Genomic DNA, 23,368 nt, shown 5'->3' on the forward strand with positions numbered 1-23,368 from the left:
CTTCACGGCATGAGGCCGAATCGTCCGAGCGCCTCGACCGAGAGCGCGGCCGACTTCGACGCGAGGTCGGCCACGCGGACCGCGCCCTTCCCCATTCGGCGCATGGTTTCCGGCGCCTCGAGGAGCGCGAGGAGGGCTTCGCTCGCCTGCGGGACGTCGTTCACCACGAGGATCGCCTGCTCGCGCGCGAGCGCGTTCACGGCCTCTTCGACCGCATCCGAATACGGTCCCACGACCACCGCGCAGCCGCGCGCCGCCGGCTCGAGCACGTTGTGTCCCCCGTAGGGCGCGAACGTTCCGCCGACGATCGCGACGCCGGCCGACTCGTACGCGAGCGGGAGCTCCCCCTGGGTGGCGAGGACGCCCACGCCCGGCGGCGGGGTGGACCTGAGCCGGTCGATCCAGGCCGGGAAGCCCTCGCGCGCCCGATCCTCCTCGCGGCGGATCGAGAGCGGCACGCCGGCGACCTGAAGCGCCGCGAGCACCCGTTCCGTGCCGCGCGGATGCCGGGGCGCAACGACGAGAGCGGGCGCGTCCCGGCCCGCGAGGCCCCGCGCCAGATCCACCGCGACCCGCTCCTCGCCGGATCTCAAGCTCCCGAACACGATCGCCGGCCTCTCGGAGGGATCGCGCAGCGCCCCGACCTGGGGCGGCTCGGCCTTGAGATCGCCGGTCACCGCGATCCGCGAGGGGGGCACGCCCAGCGAGCGGAATCGGTCGGCGTGCCGCTCCGATTGGGCAAGAACCCACACGCCCTCGCCGAACAGGGCCCCTCCCGCGAGACCCCAGCGCAGGAGACGCCGCCTCGTTCGATCCGAGACCGAGGCGCTGACGAAGACCACGCCGATCGATCGGCGCCGGGATTCCAGGATCAGGTGCGGCCAGATCTCCGTCTCCACGATGTCGAGGCGCCACGGCGCGGCGTGCGCCAGAAAGGAGCGGACGAGCTGCGGCAGATCGAGAGGCGCCACGCGCGCGACCACGCGGTCCCCCAGGTCGCGGCGCGCCCGGGCGAGGCCCCGTTCGGTCCGTGTCGTGAGCAGGAGCGGGGCGCTGTACCCTGCGCCGAGGAGCGTCGTGACCCAGGTGCGCGCGGCCACCACCTCCCCCATCGAGGCGGCGTGGATCCAGACGCTTCCCGCGGCCCGCGCGAGATCCTCGCTCCCGCCCGTGAGCGCCGATCGCCAGGCGCTCTCCCTGCCGCCGAAGCCGCGAAGGAGGGGCGAGACGGTCCCGGCCAGGGTTGCCACGCCCCGGTACGCGAGAAGACCGAGCGGGTTCAAGCCGTTCCCCCCGATCCGACGAACTCGATCAGAGCCGAGGCGGCGCGGTCCGCCGCTCCGGGACCCCCCAGCCGTTCGGGGATCCCGGCGAAGGCCCGGAGCTGCGCGTCGCGCTCGGCGGGGTCGGTCAGGAGCTTCGCCAGCTCCGCCGCCACGCGGTGCCCGTTCGCGTCCCGCTGGACGAGCTCCGGCGCCGCGCGGACTCCCGCCACCAGGTTCGCCAACCCGATCGAGGGAACGCGCACGAGACGCCTCGCGATTTCATAGTTGAGCCATCCGGTCTTGTACACGATCACCTGAGGCACGCCCAGCGCCGCCGTCTCGAGCGTCGCGGTTCCCGATGCGACCACCGCGACGTCGGCCCCGCGAATCAGATCCTTCGCGTCCCCGCTCCACCGGAGCGGCGCCAAGGCATCCCAGAGGGCGCGGTTCTCCGGGGCGCGCCGCGCGGTCTCGACCTGCCCGGCATCGCTCACCGCCGCATGCACCCGCCGGCCCGTCTGCGCGATGACGCGCGCGGCTCCGTCGAGCATCGGGGCCAGATGCCGCCGCACCTCATCGCGCCTGCTCCCCGGCAGGAGCGCCACGAGGCGATCGCCGGGATCGAGCCCGAGCGATTCTTTCACCCCGGCCCGGCGTCCGGGCTCGGCGCGCAGCGCGCCCGCGGGATGCCCGACCCATCGCGCGGCGACCCCTTCCCTCGCGAGAAGCTCCGACTCGAAATCGAACAGAAGGAGCGTGAGATCGACATCCTCGCGCAGGCGCCGGATCCTGCCGCGGCCCCAGGCCCAGATCTGCGGGCAGACGTAGTAGACCACGCGATGCCCCCTCCGCTTCGCCGCACGTGAGAGCCCCAGGTGAAGCCCGGGAGAGTCGATGGGGAGGAACACGGCATCCGGGTGGGCCGCCAGAAGGCGGAGAAGCGCCCGGCGGGCGCCGCGGATCTCGGAAAGCCGGCCGAGGACCGATGCGAAGCCCATCACCGCGATCGATTCCATCGGGACGATCGTGTCGAGACCGGCCGAGCGGAGCTTGGGTCCACCGATTCCCGCGGCTTGAAAGGACACGCCGCGCGCGCGGAGCGCGGCCAGGAGGTCGGCCCCGAGGCGGTCCCCGGAGGGCTCGCCCGCGGAGACGATGAGAAACGGAAACTTCAGACGGACAGATCCAGCGGCAGGTTCCGCATCGCCTGGCTCCGCACTTCCTCCGCGACCCCGAGCGCTTGGAGCGCGACCTCCGTCTCCTCCCAGGAGCCCTCGGGCTCGTGGGTCAGCGCGAGAAAATGCGTGAGCTCCGACTCGAGCGGGTCGCGCGGCTCGACGCGGACCTCGAGCGGCCGGATGCGCCGGAGCAAGTCCTCGGGAGCGTCGGAGTCCGCTGGCTTGAGCTCATACGCCTCCGCGCGCCGGTTCAGGCAATCGACCGAGACGTATTCGTTCGCCTCGAAGAAGCGGATCTTGCGGACCTTCTCGCGCGAAACCCGGCTCGCGGTGAGATTCGCCACGCAGCCGCTCGCGAACGTAAGGCGCGCGTTCGCGATGTCGATCCGCGGGGTCAGGACCGGCACCCCGACCGCGTGCACCTGCGTTACCCGGGATCGCGTGACCCAGAGCGCGAGATCCAAGTCGTGGATCATGAGGTCGAGGATCACGTCGACGTCGATTCCCCGGGGCACGATCGGGGCCAGGCGATGCGCCTCGATGAATCGCGGCTCCCGCAGGAGCGGACGGACGGCCTGGACGGCGGGATTGAACCGCTCGACCTGCCCCACGAAGAGCGCCCGCTTCTGCGCGCGCGCGGCGGCCAGCATCGCCGCGCCCTCCTCCGGAGTCTGGGCCATCGGTTTCTCCACGAGAACGTGGAGCCCTCGTGAAAGACAGTAGAGCGTGAGATCGGCGTGGCGCGGCGTGGGCGCGGCGACCGAGACGGCGTCCACGCGGTCGGCCAGAGTCTCCAGCGTCTCGAACGCGTGGAGTCCCAGCTCGCGGGCCGCCCGCTCGCGCGCGGCCGGGTCCGGATCGAAACCTCCGACCAGCCCGGCCCCTTCGACTTTGGCCCAGGCGCGCGCGTGATGGCTGCCGAGGTGTCCGACCCCGACCACCCCCACGCGGAGCCGGCTCACCGCACGATGCCTCGCTCCGAGCTGCGCACGAACTCGATGAATTCGTGGATCTCGGGATAGGGTTTCAGGTCGCGCGCGATCCGCGTGAGGGCCTGGGAGACGTTGAGCTGCGAGCGGTAGAGGATGCGGTACGCGCGTTTGAGCTCCAAGCGGACCTCCGCGGGAATGCCGCGGCGGTCCATCCCGACCGAATTGAGCCCGCACGCGCGGAGCGGGTTTCCCGCGGCCTTGACGAAGGGGGGCACGTCCTGCGGGACGCGCGACCCCCCTCCGATGAACGCGTGGCATCCGATGGTCACGAACTGATGCACCGGGGTCATGCCCCCGATGATCGCATAGTCATCCACGCGGACGTGTCCCGCGAGATTCACGGCGTTCGCGAGGATCACGTGATTTCCGATGCGGCAATTGTGCGCCACATGCGCGTAGGCCATGAGCAGGACATGGTCCCCGACGATCGTGGATTCACGTTCCCCCGTCGCGGCATGGACCGTCGCGTACTCGCGCACGACGGTGTCGTGGCCGATGCACACCTCGGTGGGCACGCCGCGGAATTTCAGGTCTTGCGGAATATTTCCGATCACGGCGCCGTGATGGACCTGGCAGCGCGGGCCCATCGTGGTTCTGCCCTCGATGATCGCGTGGAGACCCACTTGCGTGCCGTCGCCGAGGGTGACCCGGGGTCCGATGTAGGCGAACGGACCGATCACGACGCCGTGGCCCAGCTCCGCCCCCCTGGCCACGATGGCGGTCGGGTGAACGGCGGGCGGGGTGCCGCGCGGCTCGGGGAGCTCCAGAACCGCCCCGGGAACGCGTGCCCAGGTGCCGGTGAGTCCGTCCGCCTCAGGAATCGCGATCGACAATGCTTGAGAGAAGCTCTGCTTCCGCGACGAGGTCTCCATCGACGTAGGCCTTCCCCTCCATTTTGCAAATCCGTGACTTAAGGCGAAGGAGCGTGAGCTCAAACCGGAGCTGGTCGCCCGGCCGGACCGGTTTCCGGAATTTCGCCCGGTCGATGCCGATAAAGTAGACCAGCTTCTCCTTCGGGTGATCCACCGCGTTCAGGAGCAGAACCCCCCCGCACTGCGCCATCGCCTCGATGATGAGCACCGCGGGCATGATGGGATGGCCGGGAAAATGTCCGACGAAAAAGGGCTCGTTGATCGTGACGTTCTTGATGCCGACGACCCGATTCTCCTCGAGGCTCAGGATCCGGTCGATGAGCAGGAACGGATACCGGTGCGGCATGATTTCCATGATCGCGCCGATGTCCAGCTGGATCGATCCGCCGGTCCCGTTCGGCTTTCCCGCGCGGACGGGCTCCTCCCGCCGCTCGGTCGCGGCCAGGCGTTGCACGAAGCGAACGTTGGTCGCGTGTCCGGACTTGATCGAAACAAAATGCCCGAGCGCCGGCCGTCCGAGAAGGTAGAGATCGCCGAGAAAATCCAGGATCTTATGACGCACGAACTCATTGTCGAACCGGAGCGGCTCCTGGTTCAGGATGCCGGTCGGCTGGACGACCACGGCGTTCTGGAGCGTACCGCCCAAGATCATGCCCCTCGCCCTGAGGGCGTCCACGTCGCGCTGGAGCACGAACGTGCGCGCCGGCGCAATCTCGCGAATGAAAACGTCGCGGTCGATGTCATAGGTGGCGTGCTGCGTGCCGAGGTACGCATCGTCGTACTCGATCGTGAACGTGATGCGAAGCCCATCGTGCGGGAGCCCCACGAGCACGACCCCGTTCTCCTCGTACCGGACCGGCTCGCTCACGCGAAAATAGCGGCGCGGCGCATGCTGCTCGACAAGCCCGGCCTCCTGGAACATCCGGACGTACGGCGCCGCGCTGCCGTCGCGGGGTTCGGCCGGCTCTTTGGCCGTCAAGGCGATGACGAGGTTGTCGATCTCGAGTCCGGCGGCGGCGGCGAGGATGTGCTCCACCGTATGCACCTCGGCGTCCCCGCTTTTCAAGATCGTCCGCCGCATCTCCTCGGTGTCGGCGCAGGCATACCGCGGCGAGACGGGGATCTCCGGCGCGCCGGGCAGGTCGAGACGGACGAATCGAATTCCGGAATCGGGAGGAGCGGGGCGGAATTCCACCCGGCAGGGCTGCCCTGTGTGGAGTCCGACCCCCTCGAAGGAGATGGGTCTCGCGATCGTGCGCTGGCGGGCCGTGGTCACCGCGGTTCTTTGGGACCCTCGAGCTCGGCCACGCGGCGTTTGAGCCGGCGCACCGTCTGAATGAGCTCGGGTAGGTTCCGGATGCTCGCCTCGATGCGCTTTGCCTGCCCCAACGGCAGGGCGGGATAGCCGAACATGCGTTCGCCGGGTTTGACCGATTTGGACACGCCCGATTGGGCTCCGACGACCGCGCCGGCTCCGATCTCGATGTGCCCGACGATACCGACCTGCCCCGCGAGAACGACGTGGTCTCCAAGCACGGTGCTGCCCGAGATGCCCACCTGCGCCACGATGATGCAGTTCTTCCCGACTTGAACGTTGTGGGCGATCTGAACCAGATTGTCGATCTTGCTGCCCGCACCGATCCGGGTGGTCCCGGTCGTGGCGCGGTCGATGGTAACGTTGGCGCCGATCTCGACGTCGTCCTCGACGAGGACGTTACCGACCTGGGGAAGCTTGCGATAGACATCGCCGTCGCGGACGAACCCGAACCCATCGCTTCCGACGACCGTCCCGGAATGGACGATGACCCGGTCCCCCAGAACGCATTCCTCGCGAACGGTTACGTTCGGATAGAGCAGCACCTCGTCCCCGACCCGCGCCCGCGCGCCGATGAAGCAGCCCGCGTGAACGATGGCGCGCGCGCCGATGGAGGCGCCCCGCCCGATCACCACGTGGGGGCCGACCGATGCGTCCAGCGCGATGAACGCGTCCTCCGCGACGACCGCCGTTGGATGGACGCCGGCGCACGGGCGCTCCGCCTCTCCGGTGAAGAGACGCATCGCTTTGAGGAAGGCGAGGTAGGGATTGGGATTCTGGATCAGCGGCTTTCCGATGTTCCGGTGGTTTTCCGAAACGATGATCGCGGAGGCCTGGGTCAGCTCGAGGTAGGACTCGTATCGCGGGTTCGCGAGAAACGTCAGCTCGCCTTCACGTGCCTCGCGGATTCCGGCCACGCCCGTAATCTCGACGGAGCCGTCGCCGACGACCGTACCGTCGATCGCCTTGGCGACCGCCTCCAGCGTGACCTTCATGGTTTGCTCCCCTTGAATCGGTTCGCGCCCCGCTCCCGGCGACCCGCTACTGGGATCCCCCCGAAGCGGCTGGAGCCGTGTTGCTCGGCGTCGGCACCCCGCTCGAGTCTTCCTTCCTCAGCTGATCCAGAACCCGGTCCGTAAGGTCGAGCGTCTTGTCGCCGAAGATAATGTTGCCGTCCGCAGCGTCCATGATGATCGAGTAGTTCTCGCCCGAGCCGATGGCCGAAACGATCCTGTGCACGCGATCGACGATCGGTTTCAGGTACTGCTCGTTCAGCTTCGAAACGGAGCCCTGGGGACCCCAGTTTTTCTGAACGAAGGCGTCGTACTCGGCGATCTTCTTCTGCAAGATCTGGTTCTGCTCGTCGCGCTTCGCCTCGCTCAGCATCGGGCCCTGAGCGTCGAGCTTGCGCTGGAGATCGTCGATCTCGGTCTTTTTTTCCTTGGCGGTCTTGGTGAGCTCCTGGACCTCCCTGTTGAACGACTTCTGGGCCTCCTGCGTGCCCGCATACTCCGCAAAGATCCGCTCGGAGTCAATGAAGCCGATTTTCAGGTCCGCCGCCCCCGCGGGGGCCGGAACGGTCAGGCAGAACGCCGCGACGGCCCAGATTACCGTACCCCACGGCCGCTGTCGAGTCATATGCTAGTCCCTTCTGCTAGAAGGTGTTACCCAATTGGAAATGGGGTTCCCAGCGGGCTCCGTCCTCGCGGTCGAGGCCGTAGCCTACGTCGAAGCCGATTCGCCCGAGCGCGGGCACCTCGAGCCGAACCCCGAACCCGATGGCTTTCCTGAGATCACCAAGGTCTAGATCCCTCGTCGAGTTCCAGGTATTCCCGGCCTCGAAGAAGATCAGCCCGTGGAGCGGGTCCGCGATCGGAAATTGGAGCTCGCTGGTCAGGACCAGCATCGTCTTGCCACCGGGGTAGCGGTCCAGAACCGCGCCGGTCAGCGGGTCCCGGATCACATTGGCCCGCGGCACTACGTAGTAGTCCGGGTAGCCCCGGAGATAATCGACCGTCGTGCCCCCGAGCCGGAAGCGCTCGTAATCGGGGACCTGCCCGCCCCCCAGGAATCCGGTCTTCCCACGCAGCATGAGCACGAAGGGGCCGTCGAGCCGCGTGTAGGTCTTGTTCTCGAACGTCTCCTTGTAGAAGGATTCCACGCCCCCCAGGAGACCGCCTGCGACCTCGTTGCTCAGGAGGATCTTCGATCCGCGCGAAGGATAGAACGGGTTATCGGTGCTGTTGCGGCTGAAGGTGAGCGTGACGCTGCTCACGCGTCGCGGCCATTGGGTGGTGCGCAGGACTTGGAGATTCGACGGCTCCCCGACCCGCGGGGGGATGAAATCGCTGAGCGTCACGTCGCGGAGATCGTAGGAGATGATGCCGCGGGTGTAGTCCGGCCAGCGGAGCGGACGACCGAGGCGGACCCCGCCGCCCACGTCCTTTCGATTGTAGAAATCGAGGTTGCGCCGGGTGTTGAAGATATCGAAGCCGATGGAGAGCGGCGTGTCCCGAAACCAAGGCTCCGTAAACGAAAGCTCGAGGTCGTTTCTCCTCCCGCCGCGTTCCAGTCGGATGTTCACGCTCTGCCCGTTCCCGAACAGGTTGTTGTGCCCCAGCTCGATGAATCCGGTCAGCCCCGATTGGCTCGAGTACCCCGCGCCCGCGCTCGCCGTGCCGGTCTGCTTTTCCTGCACCTTGAGCGTCAGATTGATGTCCGAGCTGTCCCCCGTGGGCTCGTAATCTACGTTCACGTCCTGGAAAAACCCGAGCCCGAAAATGTCGCGCTGGGTCCGCATGAGCGCCGAGCGGCGGAAGGTGTCGCCGGGAAACACGGTCGCCTCGCGCCGGATCACGTTCTCCTTGGTGCGGGTGTTCCCGGTGATATCGAGGCTCGCGACCCGGGAGCGCGAGCCCTCGTTGATCTGAAAGACCAGGTCGACGAGCGAGTCGCGGTCGGCCATCTTGGGCTCGATCGAGAGGAAGAGATAGCCCTGCTCCTGGTACATCGTGTACGCGTGCTCGAGCGTCTTCTGGACCTGCGCCTCGTTGTAGATCGCCCCGGGCTTCGGCACGGTCGCGGCGTCGAGCGCCGGAGTGGGCACGGAGGTGTTGCCGCTCCAGGAGATGGCTCCGAACCGATACCGCGGGCCCTCGCGGAGGAAGACGTGGAGGATCACTCCCTTTCCGTCGGGGGTATCCGCCGGAACGATCGAGTCCACGTCCGCGTCCTTGTGGCCGCGGGTCCGCATGTAGAGACGCAGCTTCGTTTCATCCTTCTCCCGACGCTCGGGCTTGTACGCCCCGCTTCGAAGGAATCCCGGAGTCTTGCTCTCCATCGCCTTCGCGAGCGCGTCGGACTGTATCGCCTGGTTCCCATGGAAGGCGATCCCCCGCACCTTGACCTTGGCCCCCTCCTGCACATCGAAGACGACGCGCACCGCTCCCGCCCCGACCGGCTCCGTGCGCGAAACGACCTTGGCGTGCGCATATCCCTCCTCGCCGTAGGCCGCTTCGATCTTTCGCGCGTCCAGCTCGAGCGTCCCGGTGTCGAGCAGCTGCCCGTCGGCGACGGTCAGCTTTGATTTGAGGGTGGAGGTTTCGATCTTCTTGACGCCGCGGAACACGATTTCCTTCACGCGCGCGCGCTCGGAAACGTGAATCGTGAGCGCGACGCCTCCATCCGGCGTGGGCTCGTCGCTCACGGTCACGTCGGTGAAGAGCCCCGTGGCGAACAGGCGGCGGACTCCGCTTCGAACTTCCTTGGCATCATAGGGCTGACCGGGTGCGAGGCCGAACGTGCGGACCACGACCAGGGAATCGACGCTGATGAACCCTTTCGCCGCAATCCGTCGGATCACCGCCGCCGGCGCGGACACCTCCCCCGGCGCCGACACCGAGTCCTGAGCCTGGGCGCCCCCCGGCGGGACCGAGAGCGTGTCGGGAGGCTCTGCGCCCGCTCGAAGCGGCGATCCCGAGAGCAGAGCAACGGAGGCCAGGACCCCCGCAAAGGCGGCAAGACGCGAAACGCCGCCGGGGCGATTTCTCCCCGGCGGACATGGGTTCCGTCCGCTTCGACGTGGCGCCTTCGTGGAATCCCTCAAGAAGCGAAGATCAATTCGTCACCCCGGCGGGAGACCAATACGTCGCTGCCTTCCTTCAACTGACCCCGCAGCACGTGCTCCGAAAGCGGGTCCTCGATCAGCTTCTGGATGCTGCGCTTGAGCGGCCTCGCGCCCAGCGCCTCATCGAAGCCCTTCTGGATGAGCAGATCCACGACCGCGTCCTCGAAGTTCAGCGTGATCCCGTTTCCCTTCATTCGGTCCGCGACCTGCCCGAGCAGGATTTTTGTGATCGAGCCCATCTGCGGCCGGTCGAGCGGGTGGAACACGATCATCTCGTCGATCCGGTTCAGGAACTCCGGATTGAACACGCGCTTCACCTCGTCCATGATCGTGTTTTTCATGGTCGCATAGCTGGACCCGCCGTCTCGCTCCGTGAATCCCAGGCCCCGGCCGCCCTTGATCTGCCTGGCGCCCAGGTTCGAGGTCATGATGAGCACGGTGTTCTTGAAGTCCACCTTTCGCCTCAGGCTGTCCGTGAGCTGCCCGTCGTCCAACACTTGCAAGAGAATGTTGAAGACGTCCGGGTGGGCCTTCTCGATCTCGTCGAGGAGGACGACCGAGTAGGGTTTCCGCCGTACCTTTTCGGTGAGCTGCCCCCCCTCCTCGTGCCCGACATACCCGGGCGGGGCCCCGATGAGCCTGGAAACCGAGAATTTTTCCATGTACTCCGACATGTCGATCCGGATCAGCGCGTCGGGGTCATCGAAGAGAAAACGGGCCAGGACGCGGGCCAGCTCGGTCTTCCCGACGCCGGTCGGTCCCAGGAAGATGAACGAGCCTATCGGCCGGCGCGGGTCGCGGAGGCCGGCGCGATTCCGCCGGATGGCGCGAGACACGGCCGCAACCGCCTCTTCCTGACCCACGATCGACTTCCGAAGCTCTTCCTCCATCCGGAGCAGCTTCTCCGATTCCTTCTCCTCGAGCCGCGCGATCGGGATTCCCGTCATGCGGGAGATCACTTTCGCGATCAGGTCGACATCGACCAGCGCTTCCTTCTCGTGCTTGATCTCGGTCCACGTCTTCTTATGCTCCCGCAGCTTCGCCCGGAGGTCCTTCTCTTTGTCGCGAAAGCGCGCCGCCTTCTCGAACTCCTGCTGCTGGATGGACGCTTCTTTTTCCTTGGCGACCTCTTCGACCTGCTTCTCCAGCTCACGCACCTCCGTCGGGATGGCGGAAATGCTGAGCCGCGCGCTCGCGCCCGCCTCGTCGATCACATCGATCGCCTTGTCGGGAAGGAATCGGTCATTGATGTACCGGTCGGCCAGTTTCACGGCCGCGAGGATCGATTCGTCGGAGTACTTGGCGCCATGGTGGGCCTCGTACTTGTCTCGGAGCCCCCGGATGATCTGGATGGTCTGGTCGACCGAGGGCGGATCGACCATGATGGGCTGGAAGCGCCGCTCCAGCGCGCCGTCCTTTTCGATGTACTTCCGGAATTCATCGAGCGTCGTCGCGCCGATGCACTGCAGCTCTCCCCGCGCGAGCGCGGGCTTCAGCATGTTGGAGGCGTCGATCGCTCCCTCGGCGCCGCCGGCCCCGACGATCGTGTGCAGCTCGTCGATGAAGATGATCGTATCCTTGGATTCGCGGATTTCGTTCATCACCGCCTTGAGGCGCTCCTCGAACTGACCGCGGTACTTCGTGCCCGCCACGACGGCGGCGAGATCCAAGGTCACGATCCGCTTGTCCTTGAGCGTCTCCGGAACCTTGTTCTCCACGATCCGCTCGGCGAGCCCCTCGGCGATCGCGGTCTTCCCGACGCCCGGCTCGCCGATCAGAATCGGATTGTTCTTCTTGCGCCGCGAGAGAACCTGAATGACGCGATCGATCTCCAGCTCGCGCCCGATGATCGGATCCAACTTGCCTTCCCTGGCCAGCGACGTGAGATCGCGGCCGAACTGATTCAGCGCCGGCGTCTCGACCTTGCCCTCGCGTTCCGGTTGCGACACGGACGGTGTCCCCCCCAAGAGTTTGAGCGTCTCTTCGCGGACCTTCTTCCGGTCGACGCCGAGCTCGAGCAGCACGCGGGCGGCAACGCCTTCGCCTTCGCGGATGAGCCCCAAGAGGAGATGCTCGGTGCCGACATAGTTGTGCCCGAGCTGCCGTGCTTCATCGACGCTCAGCTCCAAGACCCTCTTCGCCCGCGGCGTGAACGGAATCTCCCCGATCGTGAGCGTCCCGCCGGTCGAGGACACCATGCTCTCCACCGCCTGGCGTATCGCGTCGAGATCGAGCCCCAGGTTGTTCAGCACCGTCGCCGCGATCCCTTCCCCTTCCCGGATCACTCCCAGGAGCAGGTGTTCCGTGCCGATGTAGTCGTGCTGGAGCCGCGCGGCTTCCTCGCGCGCGAGGTACATCACCTTCCGCACGCGTTCCGTAAATTTGTCATGCATGGATCAGGCCTCCAGCCTCATCGGCTAATGACTCGCAACCGGAACCGAGCCTCCCTCGCCGAGAAGCCTCCGGATATATTCCGCCCTCAGGATGTTCCGCTCGCGCTGCTCGAGCTCGCGTCCGACGGTAATTTGAAGGTGCGCCGGTTGGGACCGCACCAAGAGCTCGTTCAGAGTCTGCACGCTCGCCAGGCCCTCGATCCGCAGTGCCACCCCGAAGCGCACCGCGGAAGAGAGGTTGACCACCTCCTGAGAGGAGATGACGCGGCTGTGACGAAGGGTGCCGTAGGCGCGCCAGATCTTGTCCTCGATCTGAACTCTTGCGTCTTTTAGGAGCTCGTCCCGCGCCCTCTGCTCCGAATCGATGATCTGCTTCGTGACGCGTTCCAAGCTGTCGATCGTCTCGCGTTCGTTCTGTCCCAAGGTCGTCTGGTTCGAAATCTGGAAGAAGTTTCCCATGATCTGGGACCCTTCACCGTAAAATCCACGCACCGCGAGGCCCACCTGCGTGATGCCCTGCAGCACGCGTCCGATTTGCTTCGTCAGCACGAGCGACGGGAGGTGGATCAGCACCGACGCTCGCATCCCCGTGCCGACGTTGGTCGGACAGGCGGTCAAATACCCCAGCTCGTCGCTGAAAGCATAGTCCAGGTCCTGGGCCAATTCATCATCGATGGCGTTCACCGACTCCCACGCGGCGCGAAGCTGAAAACCCGAGGCCAGCGCTTGAAGCCTCAGGTGATCCTCCTCGTTGACCATCGCGGAGATGCTCTCGTCGGGAAGCACCAAGAGTCCGCGCAGCTTCCCGTTGTCCGCCAGGTCATGGCTGATCAGGTGTCGCTCCACGAGGAACTGCCGGTCGAGCGGCGTGAGCTCGCGCATCTCGAGCGCGAGCGATTGCGTGAGCGCCGGCGTCTTCCGGACCGCGGACAAAACGCTCGAGTAGACCATCGCCAGCTGTTCTTCGCGCGCCCTGTGTGTGAACGGCACGCCGGCGAGGTTCCGGGCCAGGCGGACGCGCGTGCTCAGGACCACGTCCGAGGCCGGCCCCGATCCGTCCAGCCAGCGCCCGAGCGAGGTCGAAAGCCCCGTGAGCTTCACGTGGCCCCTCCCTCGACCGTCCGGACGTCGTTCGCCTCGAGCTTGCGGATCCGATCCCTCAAGTCCGCGGCGGTCTCGAAGTCCTCGCGCTCGACCGCCTTCTGGAGCTGCTCGTGCAGCCCCTGCATCTCCCGCCTCAGGGCCACGCGCGCGGCATCGCGCACGGGGGCTTTCCCCACGTGCTTCGTGCTGCCGTGCACCCGGCGCAAAAGCGGACGGAGCTGGGAGCGAAAGGTCGGGTAGCACTCCGAGCAGCCGAGGCGGCCCGTTTCCTTGAAATTGGAATAGACCAGGCCGCACTTCGGACACTGGACCCGCCCGACGCGAGCCTCCTCCGCGGATCCGGGCTGCTCCACCATCCCGGCCAGCAGGTCTCCCACCGAGAACTTCGTCTTGACGAGCGGCACGTGGTAGCCCTTCTCCTCCGCGCACCTCTCGCAGACGTGGTATTCCGACTTCTTGTTGTTCACGATCTCGGTGAAATGAACCACCGCCGGTCGCTTACCGCAAATTTGACACTGCATATTTTCCTTCCGGGTGCCGGACCCCCCGTTTCATTAGATGCGACCCGCTTCCATTCTAATCGGCCTCAGATATCCATCCTCAAGGGCAACCACCCGGCCCGCCGATTTGGCAACATCCGGGTTATGTGTCGCAATGACAATAGCTTGTTGCTCCTGGGACCGATACCTGTCAAAGATTTCCAAGAGCACCGACGAAGCCCGCCTGTCCAGGTTCCCCGTGGGCTCGTCCGCGAGAAGGACCGCAGGCTTCATATGCAAGGCGCGAGCCACCGCCACCCGCTGCTGCTCGCCTCCCGAAAGCTCGGCCGGTTTGTGCTCCGCCCGCTCGATCAGCCCGAGATCGCGCAGAAGGCTCTCCGCGCGCTCTCGCGTCGCCCCGCGCGGGGCGCCCGCGATCCAGCCCGCCATCATCACGTTTTCCAGGGCCGTGAACTCGGGCAGCAGCTGGTGGAACTGGAACACGAACCCCACCGCCCGGGCGCGAAGTTGCGACCGTCCCGACTCGTCCAGGAGCGAGAGATCCTCCCCGCCGACCCTCACGGAGCCGGCGGTCGGCCGGTCGAGCCCCCCCAGGAGATGAAGCAGCGTGGATTTTCCGGATCCCGAGGCCCCCACGACCGCCACCACTTCGCCGGAATGGACGCTGAGGTTGGCATCGCGAAGAACTTCGACGGGCGCCATGCCGTCGTGGTAGGTCTTCGCGAGGCCCCTGGCCTCGAGCGCGGGAGCTGCCGCCTCATTCATACCGGATCGATTCCACGGGGGCAAGCCTCGCGGCCCTCCACGCGGGGTAGAGGCTCGCCAGGAAGCAAAGCGCCGTGGCCGCGACCCCGACCAGCGCGAAATCGGTCCATTCGATTTTGACCGGCAGCGTATCGATGAAATAAATCTCGCCGGGCAGGTGGAGCAGCTTGTAGCGGCCCAGCGCGAACGAAACGGCCCATCCTACGATGAGCCCGAGCGCGGTGCCGCCGATCCCGACCAGAGTCCCCTGTAAGAGGAAAATGCGCATGATCCCCCGGGGCGTCACTCCCATCGTCCGTAGAACCCCGATGTCGCGCCGCTTCTCCAATACGAGCATGACCAGGCTGGAGACGATATTGACCGTCGCCACCAGCACGATGAGGATCAGGATCGTGAACATGACCGCCTTCTCGATCTTCATCCAGGCGAAGAGATTCCGGTTCAGGTCGATCCAGTTCGTCACCCGGTACTCCGAGCCGAGCCTCGCCTCCAGCCCGCGCGCGGCCTCGCGCGCCCGGAACATGTCGGGGATCCGAAGCTCGTAACCGGTCACGTCCGGGCCCAGCCCGAAAAATTCGCGCGCCGTCTCGAGCCGCACGATGCCGAACGAGGAGTCGTACTCGTAAAGGCCCGAGCGAAAAATGGAGCTCACGCGCAGGCGCTTCATTCGGGGCATTCCCCCGAAGACGCCTCCCGGCTCTTCGCTCGGCAGACTGATCAGGATCACGTCGCCGCGCGAGACTCGAAGCCGGACCGCCAGCTCCTCCCCCAGACCGATCCCCGGCAGATCGCCGCCGTCGAGCGCGCCGCCCTCCGGGGCCAAGTGCGACATGATGTCGGTCACCCGCGCCTCCGCCGAGGGATCGACCCCTTTCAGAACCATCCCGTCCACGCTGCTGCGCGAGGCCACCATGACCTTGCCGTAGACAAAGGGGGCGAGGGCCGCGCCCGGCGGGGCCGCCTCGGCGATTCTCCTGACGAGCGGATCGCCGGGCTGGACGGGACGGTCGTCCGCGGAGAGAACGGCGATGTGCGCGTTCGTCCCGGCGATCCGCCGTTGAACCTGGTCCTCGAAGCCGTTCATGACCGAGAGGACGATCGTGAGGGCGGCGACGCCGATGAACACGCCCCCCGAGGCGAGAAGGCTGATCAGGGTGATGAAGCTCAACCTCCGCTTGGAGCGGAGGTAGCGCGAAGCGATGATCCAGACGAATCCCATGGAAGCCTCCGCGGCGGCGATCAGCCGCGCGCGGCCGCCCCCCTAATCCTCATCCCCGTCCTCGGGCCGCATGTGGGGGAACAGGATCACGTCGCGGATCGAGCGTGAATCGGTGAGGATCATCACGAGTCGGTCCACACCGACGCCCACGCCTCCCGTCGGCGGCATCCCCATTTCGAGCGCGCGAAGGTAGTCGGTATCGAGCATCTGCGCCTCCTCGTCCCCCCGCTCCCGGAGCGTTGCCTGCTGCTCGAACGCGCGCCGCTGCTCGAGCGGATCGTTCTGTTCCGAAAAGGCGTTCGCGACCTCCATGCCGGCCACGATCAGCTCGAACCGCTCGACCAGGTCGGGATGGCCGCGCTTTGCCTTCGCGAGCGGCGACGTTTCGCGCGGGTGATCGACGAGGAAGGTGGGGTTCCTGAGCTCCGGCTGGACCTTCACCGAAACGATCTCGTCCAGGATGCGTCCGTACCCGAACGAGGGATCCAGGGCGACGTGGGCCCGGCGGGCCAGGTCGCGGAGCGAGCGCTCGTCGGAGGGAAGCTCGCTCACGCCGAGCCCCTTCTGGGCGGCCTCGCGGACGGTGAGGCGCCGCCATGGAGGGGTGAAGTCGATCGGCGTTCCGTCGAAGACGATCTTGAGGCTCGGGTGCACGGCCCTCACGCTCTCGATGAGGATGGCCTGGGTCGATTCGAGCATGTCCTCGTAGTCCGCGAAGGCCTGGTAGAACTCGAGCATGGTGAATTCCGGATTGTGGGTCCGGTCCATGCCTTCGTTGCGAAAGTCCTTCGAGATTTCGTAGACACGCTCGAGTCCCCCGACGATCAGGCGTTTCAAATAGAGCTCGTCCGCGATTCTCAGATAAAGCTTCATGTCGAGCGCGTGGTGGTGGGTCACGAACGGCCGCGCCGACGCGCCGCCGTAGAGCGGTTGGAGCGCCGGTGTCTCGACCTCGAGGAAGCCCCGCGATTCGAGCGAGGCGCGCAGAGACCGGATGATGGCCGCGCGGGCGCGAAACACCGCGCGCACCTCGTCGTTCACGATGAGATCGGTATAGCGTTGGCGGTACCGGATTTCGACGTCGGTCAGACCGTGCCACTTCTCGGGGAGCGGCCGAAGCGATTTCGCAAGCAGCTCGACGCGCTCTGCCCGGATCGTGATTTCCCCCGTCTTCGTGAGGAAGACGCGTCCCTCCACGCCCACCCAGTCCCCGAGATCCAGCTCCATCGCCTGGGCGAAGGTGTCGGGCCCGAGAACGTCCTCCCGAAAATAGATCTGCTGAAGGCCCTCTTTGTCCTTCACGTGGGCGAACGCCGCCTTGCCGTGCCCGCGCTTCGTCATGAGCCGTCCCGCGAACCGGACGCGTTCCCCGGATTGCTCGAGCTCCGCATGGCGCGCCTGGATCGCGGCGGATCCATGGGTCACGTCGAAGCGGTAGGCATAGGGTTGGATTCCGCGCTGGATCAGGGCGTCGAGCTTGCTGCGGCGCGTCTCTTGGACGGACACGATTCTCCGGGGCGCGAGGGCTCCCGCCGCGCGTGGGGGGCCGGCACGATGCCGGTGCGGAGCGAGATCGAGCGATTCTAGGAACGAGGGAAACCGCGGTCAAGGAGGGAAGCGCGCGGCGGCGGCCCCGCGCGCTCGCGCCGGCGACTCAGGCGGCGCGAGCCGGCTTTTGCAGCGCGAGGGTGAAGTAGGGCGTCAGCATTCCCGCCGAGATCCCGAAGGGGCGGGCAAGCGCGCTGAGGCACCGGAGCGCCAGAAGCCGTCCCCGTCCCACACCCATGGCTTGTTTCGCCCGGAACAGGGCCTCCCCCTTGTCGCGCCACACGAGATCCTCATAGCCGTAGAAGGGGCGCTTGGCCTCGCGCGGCGAGACCGCCCTTGCCGCGTCATGCCGCCTGCCCGAGACACGCTCCTCCAGCGCGCGCGGAAGGAAGCTTACCCACCATGCGCCCGAATGGGGCTCCACGGGCGACCATCGGTTGCTCGTGGAGCATATCAGGACGGTTCCCCCGGGTCGCAGCGTGCGTCCCAGCTCGAGCAGGATGGGCTCGAGCCCGCGGTGCGGGATGTATTCGAGCACGCTGTTCATGCAGATCAGATCGAAGACCTCCTCCGGCCAGGGCAGCGGCGCCGAGCCTTGAATCCTCGAGAACGTGATGCGGGAAGCGACGCCGTAGCGCGCGGCGTTGGCCCGGGCGAGGGTGAGAAAATCCGGGTTCGGATCCACGGCGGTTACGCGGGCCCCGAGGAGCGCCAACACGATGCTGGTCGCGCCGAGGTTGCAGCCGAACTCGAGGACGTCGCGCCCCTCCGGCGCGGCCAGCCCGCACCGGAACAGATGACGAATGTGGCTCCACTCCCAGTCGACGTAGCCCCGAATCCAGCGGCTCCCCAGATTGAGGCGCGCGCTCCGGGCGAGCGCGAAGAACTCCTCCTCGGCGGCGGCATCGGTGGGGGGCAGCTCGGTGACGGGTGGGTGCGGAGAGATCAATCCTATTCCTCATCCAGGGCTGGTGGAGGGTGCCGGCGCCATCCTGGGCCGGCGGAAGGCAGGAATCTAAGAGTGGCGCGGGCCCAGGTCAAGCGCCCGATCACCGAGGCTCTTCGGTCCGTCGCGCGGGCTCAGCGGCGGGACCTCCTGGACGTGCGGGCGTTCCCTCCGGCGAGAACCAGCGGCTCGGGCGAGAGCTCGGGCTCCGCGTCCCGCTCGCGACGCGTGCCGCAGGCCGGACAATAGTCCCAATTCGGATCGACGCGGCGATCGCACTTCAAGCACGTGGCGGCGATCGTATGCCCGCAGTGCGGACAGAAGTGGTACTCGGACGCGACCGGCAGGTGGCACGCGGGGCAGAGCCGCGCCGACTCCTCTTCGTAATACACCACCCGCCGGAGCTCCTCCAGGCTCGTCTCCCCCGCGAGCACCTTGGCCAACCCGTCCTCGCCGATGGGGATCATGCCCGCCTGGACCGCCTCCGCGCGGATCATCGATTCCGCCGCTCCGGCCGCGATCAATCTCCGGATCGGGTCGTCCAATTCGAGAACCTCGAAGATCCCGGTCCTTCCCCGGTATCCGGTCTGGCCGCAGTACTCGCAGCCGACCGGGCGGTGGAGGCCGACGTCCTGTGCGTCACGGCTCGAGATGCCGAGAATCCGGAGCTCGTCCCCCGCCGGGATGTATGGATCCTTGCATTTCGGGCAGAGGACCCGCACGAGCCTCATCGAGATCACGCTGATGAGACTCGATGCCACCATGTAGGGCTGGAGACCCAGGTCGACGAGACGGGTCACGGCCGAGGGGGCGTCGTTGGTGTGCACGGTCGAGAGAACGAGGTGCCCCGTGATCGAGGCGCGGAAGGCGATCTGGGCGGTTTCGAGGTCGCGGACCTCCCCGATCATCATGATGTCGGGGTCCTGGCGCAGCATGGCGCGCAGGATCGCCGCAAAAGTCTTCTTGCTCTTCTCATCGACCTGGACCTGGTTGATGCCCGCGATCTGGTATTCGACCGGGTCTTCCACCGTGATGATGTTCTTGGTCACGGTGTGGATCTGCTGGAGGAGCGAATAGAGAAGGGTGCTCTTGCCGCTGCCGGTCGGACCGGTGACGATCACGATTCCCTGAGGCCGCTTGCCGTAGGCCCGGATCTTCCCGAGGTCGGATTCCGAAAGCCCCAGCGATTCGAGGTGAAGCGCGGAGCGCTCCTGATCCACGATCCGGATCACGACCTTCTCGCCGTGGGCCGTGGGGAGCGTCGAGACGCGCAGGTCGATGCGCCGCCCGCTGACCTCCACCCGGAAGCTCCCGTCCTGGGGCAGGCGCTTTTCGGCGATGTCGAGCGTCGCGAGGATCTTGATCCGAGACACGAGCGCTCCCTGCGTCCATTTGGGGAGGCGTTCCAGGTCTTGCAGAAGCCCGTCCACGCGGCATCGCACCCCGACCCCCTTCTCCTGGGGCTCGATGTGGATGTCGCTCGCGCGCATCTCGACCGCCCGGGTGATGAGCCAGTTCGCGAGCCTCACGATGGGAGGGCCCGAGCTGATTTTCATCAGCTCGTCGATGTTCTCCTCCCCTTCTTCCGGAACGATCTCGCGAACCTCGACCGAATCGTTCTTGATGATGTTCTCGAGGATCTCTACGACCGAGGCGTCGATGTGGTAGTACTTCGCGATCGCTTCGACGATCTCGGAGGGGGGCGCGAGCACCGGCCGCACGAAATATCCGCTCTGGAACTTGATGTCCTCGAGCGCCTGGGGATTCAGAGGGTCGGCCAGCGCCACGCGGATCGTGCTTCGGTTCTCGAGCTCGATCGGAATGGCGGTGTGTTTCTTGGCGAGGTCCTCGCGCAAGAGCCCGATGACCTGCTCGTCGATCGCGATGCTCTGCAACTCGACGATCGGAAGCCCGAGCTGCTGGTGAAGGACGCGGCAGATGTCCCCCTCGCTGACCATGCCCTGCCGCGTCAGGATCTGACCCAGCGGCTCTTTGGTTTGTCGTTGCCGCCTCAGCGCTTCCCTGAGCTGCTGGTCGGTGATGAGCCCCGCCTCGAGCAGGTACTCCCCCAGCTTCTTCCGCGCGGCGTTGGATTCGGACACCGAGGGCTCCCCCTTCGACCTGGTCCATGGATGGGTCACGCCCCAGATCGGCCGTTGGGCTGCTGATCTTGACCGGGGAATCGGAGGGCGGGACGGCCCTCTGGGCGGAAGGCCCTCGGGGAGCGCGGGTTAGCGGCGGCCCTGGAGGCGGCTCTGCGCGCGTTGCTCCAAGGCGAGCTTGTCCAGCGGCTCGCCGTACCACTCGGAATACTTGCCGTCGAAGCAGGCGTAGCAGTGATCGTCGGGGCGCGACACACAAGCCCTGAGCCCCTCCATGGAGAGGTAGCCCAGCGTGTCCACGTGGAGGTATTTGCGAATCTCCTCCACCGAGTGGGAGGATGCGATCAGCTCTTTCCGGTTCGGGGTGTCGATGCCGTAGTAGCAAGACCACGCGATCGGCGGGCTCGAGACGCGGAAGTGGATCTCGCGCGCGCCCGCGCCGCGGAGCATCGCCACGAGGCTTCGGCTCGTCGTGCCGCGGACGATCGAGTCGTCCACCACCACGACCCGCTTCCCCTCCAGAATCCGCCGGACAGGGTTGAATTTGAGGTTCACGCCGAAGTCGCGTTTCACCTGCTGCGGCGCGATGAACGTGCGTCCGACGTAGTGGTTCCGGATGAGGCCCAGCTCGAAAGGAATCCTGGAAGCCTCCGAAAAACCAAGCGCGGCGGAGTTGCTGGAATCCGGCACCGAAATGACGATGTCGGCGTCGACCGGATGCTCCTCCGCGAGCCTTCGCCCGAGGCGCCTGCGGATCAGGTCGACGCTCTCGCCGAAGACCTCGCTGTCCGGGCGGGAAAAATAGATCAGCTCGAAGACGCACGCCCTCGCCGGCTTGGGCTTCAGGGCGGGATACGATCGGACGCCGCTTCCGTCGATCACGACCATCTCCCCCGCGGCGATCTCGCGGATGAAGTCGGCTCCGACCATATCGAGCGCGCAGGTTTCGCTCGCGAGGACGTGCGCGTCGCCGCGCTTCCCCAGGCAGAGCGGGCGGAACCCCCTCGGATCCCGCAGACCGATCAGCTTCTCCCCCGCGAGGATCACGAGGGTGTAGGCCCCCTGGCAGCGCGCGAGCGCCTCCGGAATCATCCGCTCGATCTCGGTCGCCTTGGATCGGGCGATCAAGTGCAGGATGACTTCGGTGTCGCTCGTGGTCTGGAAGATGGAGCCCTGCGTCTCCAGCTCGTTCCGAAGGGCGACCGCGTTGACGAGATTCCCATTGTGGCCGAGCGCGAGCATGCCCTCGCGAAAATCGACCACGAGCGGCTGCGCGTTTCGAAGAAGGGTGCTTCCCTGCGTGGAGTACCGGTTGTGTCCGATCGCAATGTGGCCTTTGAGCGAATCGAGAACGGCTCCCGCGAACACGTCGGAAACGAGGCCCACCGCCTTGTGGTGGCGGAATTCGACCCCGTCGGTCGCGACGATCCCGGCACTCTCCTGTCCGCGGTGCTGGAGCGCGTAGAGACCCGCGTACGTGAGGCGGGCCGCGTTCTCGGCTCCCCAGATGCCGAAGACACCGCACTCCTCGTGGAGACGGTCGCCGAGCCGCCGCGAGGCGGCGGCCTCTAACTCGCGGTTTTCGCTCAAGGCTTCTCCCCCGTTCATGCCGCCGCCCGGAACGCGGGCGCGGGATCGATCAGAAACCGTTCGACGACGTCCCACCGGGTAGCCTCCGTTAGGTCTGCGGCCGCCTCGCTGTGCGGATTCACGAGCAGCCCGTGCTTTTGATCGTGAAGCGTTCCCAGGGCGCGGCTCACGGAAGCGATCGACGCTCCTCCGTCGGGCCCGCGCGACCAGATCCACCAGAGCTTCGCGCGCCGGATGGCGGCAAGCCCCGGCATCGGATGCTCGCGGAGCAAGCGCCGCTTGAGCCCCTCGTCCGCCGTCTCCTCGCGCGTCCGCGCCAGGATGCCCCACGCGCCCTCGGGCGGAGACCATGTCTTCCCGCGTTCCGCGGCCGTGAGGAACCGGTAGCTCTCCTTGTTTGGATTCACGAAGAAGTTCGAATGCCGCACCGCTTCGCCCAGGCGCGGCTCGAAGGAATCGGCGCGCGCACCCGCCTCCGGCTCGAAGAGCAGGAGCTGCTCGCGCACGATCCGCGTGAGCGTGTACCCGGGGTCGAGCAGCCGGCGCCCGGTCTCGAGCGCGGTCCAGGCCGTGAGGTCGGTGATCTTGAGCCTTATGAGAAGAACCGCGCTCACGGTCGGGCCTCTTCCGCCACGCGGGAGGCAAGCTTGGACGCGAGCGATGCAAAGAGGACCCTCCCCGGTCCCGGACCCTCGAGCGCTTCCCAGCGCCCCACCGCCGCCCGGCGCCGCTCGCTCCAGCTGCTCTTCAGATCCATGGGCACCTGGCGGAGCCACGCGGCCCGCTCCGGATGCGGCATGAACGCGAGGATGTTCCCATCTACGTTGGTGATGCCCGCGGCCTGGAACATGGCTCCGTTGGGATCGATGGGGAACTCCCGCGCGGGTCCTCCCGACGGGGCCACGAATCGATACAGCACGAGCCCTTCCTTTTGGATGCGGTCCCGAACCTCCGGGTCCGCGGTCAGAAACCGCCCCTCGCCGTGCGCGATCGGCATCGGGATCACCTGGCCCGGCTCCGCGAGCGCCGCAAACCACTCGCGTCCCGGGCCCTCTTCGGCGCGAAGCGAGGTCCAGCGGCAGAGATACCCCTCCCGGCGCGGGGCGCGGTTGGGGGCGAGCGCCATTTCGACCCTCCCGGGATGGAACCCGGGGACGAGGCCCGCCTCCACGAGAACCTGGGCTCCGTTGCATATTCCGAGAACCGGCTTGCCGCGCTTCGCCTCGACCGCGATCCGGTCGATCGCGGAGAGCTTGGCGGCGACCGCTCCGGCCCGGATCCTGTCCTGAAACGAGAATCCGCCGGGGAGGACGTACGCATCGAACTCGCTCCAGACCGAAGCCGGCTCGTTCCAGCGGACGATGCGCGCCTTGAGCCCGACGGCCTCGAGCGCGCGCGCGGTCTCGTACTCGCAGTTCACGCCCGGTAACTGGAGCACGGCGACGTTCGGCAT

Annotated in this window: 19 protein-coding genes; all 19 read right to left on the reverse strand. The window is 66.7% G+C overall.

Annotated elements, in window-relative coordinates; genetic code table 11:
- Positions 1–2 precede the first annotated feature (2 nt).
- The 19 genes from E6K76_01685 to purQ all read right to left on the reverse strand — a co-directional run bounded on the left by E6K76_01685 (position 3) and on the right by purQ (position 23,368).
- Positions 3–1,283 carry a hypothetical protein gene (locus tag E6K76_01685; protein TMQ60372.1) on the reverse strand — a complete coding sequence of 427 codons (1,281 nt, stop codon included), beginning with the start codon at positions 1,281–1,283 and terminating at the stop codon, positions 3–5.
- Positions 1,280–2,533 carry a lipid-A-disaccharide synthase gene (gene lpxB, locus E6K76_01690; protein TMQ60373.1) on the reverse strand — a complete coding sequence of 418 codons (1,254 nt, stop codon included), beginning with the start codon at positions 2,531–2,533 and terminating at the stop codon, positions 1,280–1,282. The genes E6K76_01685 and lpxB overlap by 4 nt, the downstream gene beginning before the upstream one ends.
- Positions 2,437–3,609, reverse strand: a complete 1,173-nt coding sequence (locus E6K76_01695; GenBank protein ID TMQ60374.1) for a Gfo/Idh/MocA family oxidoreductase — start codon at positions 3,607–3,609, stop codon at positions 2,437–2,439. Before E6K76_01695 ends, lpxB begins: the two co-directional genes overlap by 97 nt.
- Positions 3,402–4,307, reverse strand: a complete 906-nt coding sequence (gene lpxA / locus E6K76_01700) for an acyl-ACP--UDP-N-acetylglucosamine O-acyltransferase (GenBank protein ID TMQ60375.1) — start codon at positions 4,305–4,307, stop codon at positions 3,402–3,404. The genes E6K76_01695 and lpxA overlap by 208 nt, the downstream gene beginning before the upstream one ends.
- Positions 4,249–5,583, reverse strand: coding sequence for a bifunctional UDP-3-O-[3-hydroxymyristoyl] N-acetylglucosamine deacetylase/3-hydroxyacyl-ACP dehydratase (locus E6K76_01705; protein ID TMQ60376.1), 1,335 nt, complete (start codon positions 5,581–5,583; stop codon positions 4,249–4,251). The genes lpxA and E6K76_01705 overlap by 59 nt, the downstream gene beginning before the upstream one ends.
- Positions 5,580–6,617, reverse strand: coding sequence for a UDP-3-O-(3-hydroxymyristoyl)glucosamine N-acyltransferase (gene lpxD, locus E6K76_01710; GenBank protein ID TMQ60377.1), 1,038 nt, complete (start codon positions 6,615–6,617; stop codon positions 5,580–5,582). Before lpxD ends, E6K76_01705 begins: the two co-directional genes overlap by 4 nt.
- Before the next feature lie 46 nt (positions 6,618–6,663).
- On the reverse strand, positions 6,664–7,260 hold the full coding sequence (locus E6K76_01715) for an OmpH family outer membrane protein (GenBank protein TMQ60378.1): 597 nt from the start codon (positions 7,258–7,260) through the stop codon (positions 6,664–6,666).
- A 16-nt stretch (positions 7,261–7,276) separates the two neighbouring features.
- The gene (gene bamA, locus E6K76_01720) at positions 7,277–9,742 is read right to left on the reverse strand and encodes an outer membrane protein assembly factor BamA (GenBank protein ID TMQ60379.1); all 2,466 of its coding nucleotides are present in this window, start codon (positions 9,740–9,742) and stop codon (positions 7,277–7,279) included.
- Positions 9,724–12,141: an ATP-dependent Clp protease ATP-binding subunit gene (locus tag E6K76_01725; protein ID TMQ60380.1), complete on the reverse strand. Its 2,418-nt coding sequence runs from the start codon at positions 12,139–12,141 to the stop codon at positions 9,724–9,726. Before E6K76_01725 ends, bamA begins: the two co-directional genes overlap by 19 nt.
- 24 nt (positions 12,142–12,165) lie before the next feature.
- On the reverse strand, positions 12,166–13,242 hold the full coding sequence (locus E6K76_01730) for a protein arginine kinase (GenBank protein ID TMQ60381.1): 1,077 nt from the start codon (positions 13,240–13,242) through the stop codon (positions 12,166–12,168).
- Positions 13,239–13,766, reverse strand: a complete 528-nt coding sequence (locus E6K76_01735) for a hypothetical protein (protein ID TMQ60382.1) — start codon at positions 13,764–13,766, stop codon at positions 13,239–13,241. The genes E6K76_01730 and E6K76_01735 overlap by 4 nt, the downstream gene beginning before the upstream one ends.
- 33 nt (positions 13,767–13,799) lie before the next feature.
- Positions 13,800–14,510, reverse strand: coding sequence for an ABC transporter ATP-binding protein (locus E6K76_01740; GenBank protein ID TMQ60383.1), 711 nt, complete (start codon positions 14,508–14,510; stop codon positions 13,800–13,802).
- On the reverse strand, positions 14,503–15,729 hold the full coding sequence (locus E6K76_01745; protein ID TMQ60384.1) for an ABC transporter permease: 1,227 nt from the start codon (positions 15,727–15,729) through the stop codon (positions 14,503–14,505). Before E6K76_01745 ends, E6K76_01740 begins: the two co-directional genes overlap by 8 nt.
- Positions 15,730–15,771: 42 nt before the next feature.
- The gene (gene lysS / locus E6K76_01750; GenBank protein ID TMQ60385.1) at positions 15,772–17,238 is read right to left on the reverse strand and encodes a lysine--tRNA ligase; all 1,467 of its coding nucleotides are present in this window, start codon (positions 17,236–17,238) and stop codon (positions 15,772–15,774) included.
- Positions 17,239–17,383: 145 nt separating this feature from the next.
- Positions 17,384–18,232, reverse strand: coding sequence for a class I SAM-dependent methyltransferase (locus E6K76_01755; protein TMQ60386.1), 849 nt, complete (start codon positions 18,230–18,232; stop codon positions 17,384–17,386).
- A 125-nt stretch (positions 18,233–18,357) separates the two neighbouring features.
- Positions 18,358–20,325, reverse strand: coding sequence for a type II secretion system protein GspE (locus E6K76_01760; GenBank protein TMQ60387.1), 1,968 nt, complete (start codon positions 20,323–20,325; stop codon positions 18,358–18,360).
- A gap of 129 nt (positions 20,326–20,454) precedes the next feature.
- The gene (locus E6K76_01765; GenBank protein ID TMQ60388.1) at positions 20,455–21,933 is read right to left on the reverse strand and encodes an amidophosphoribosyltransferase; all 1,479 of its coding nucleotides are present in this window, start codon (positions 21,931–21,933) and stop codon (positions 20,455–20,457) included.
- Entirely contained in the window at positions 21,930–22,529 is a 600-nt protein-coding gene (locus E6K76_01770) for a hypothetical protein (GenBank protein TMQ60389.1), read from the reverse strand. The genes E6K76_01765 and E6K76_01770 overlap by 4 nt, the downstream gene beginning before the upstream one ends.
- Positions 22,526–23,368: a phosphoribosylformylglycinamidine synthase I gene (gene purQ, locus E6K76_01775; GenBank protein ID TMQ60390.1), complete on the reverse strand. Its 843-nt coding sequence runs from the start codon at positions 23,366–23,368 to the stop codon at positions 22,526–22,528. The genes E6K76_01770 and purQ overlap by 4 nt, the downstream gene beginning before the upstream one ends.

It is taken from the genome of Candidatus Eisenbacteria bacterium, from assembly GCA_005893275.1.
Taxonomy (GTDB): Bacteria; Eisenbacteria; RBG-16-71-46; order SZUA-252; family SZUA-252; genus WS-7.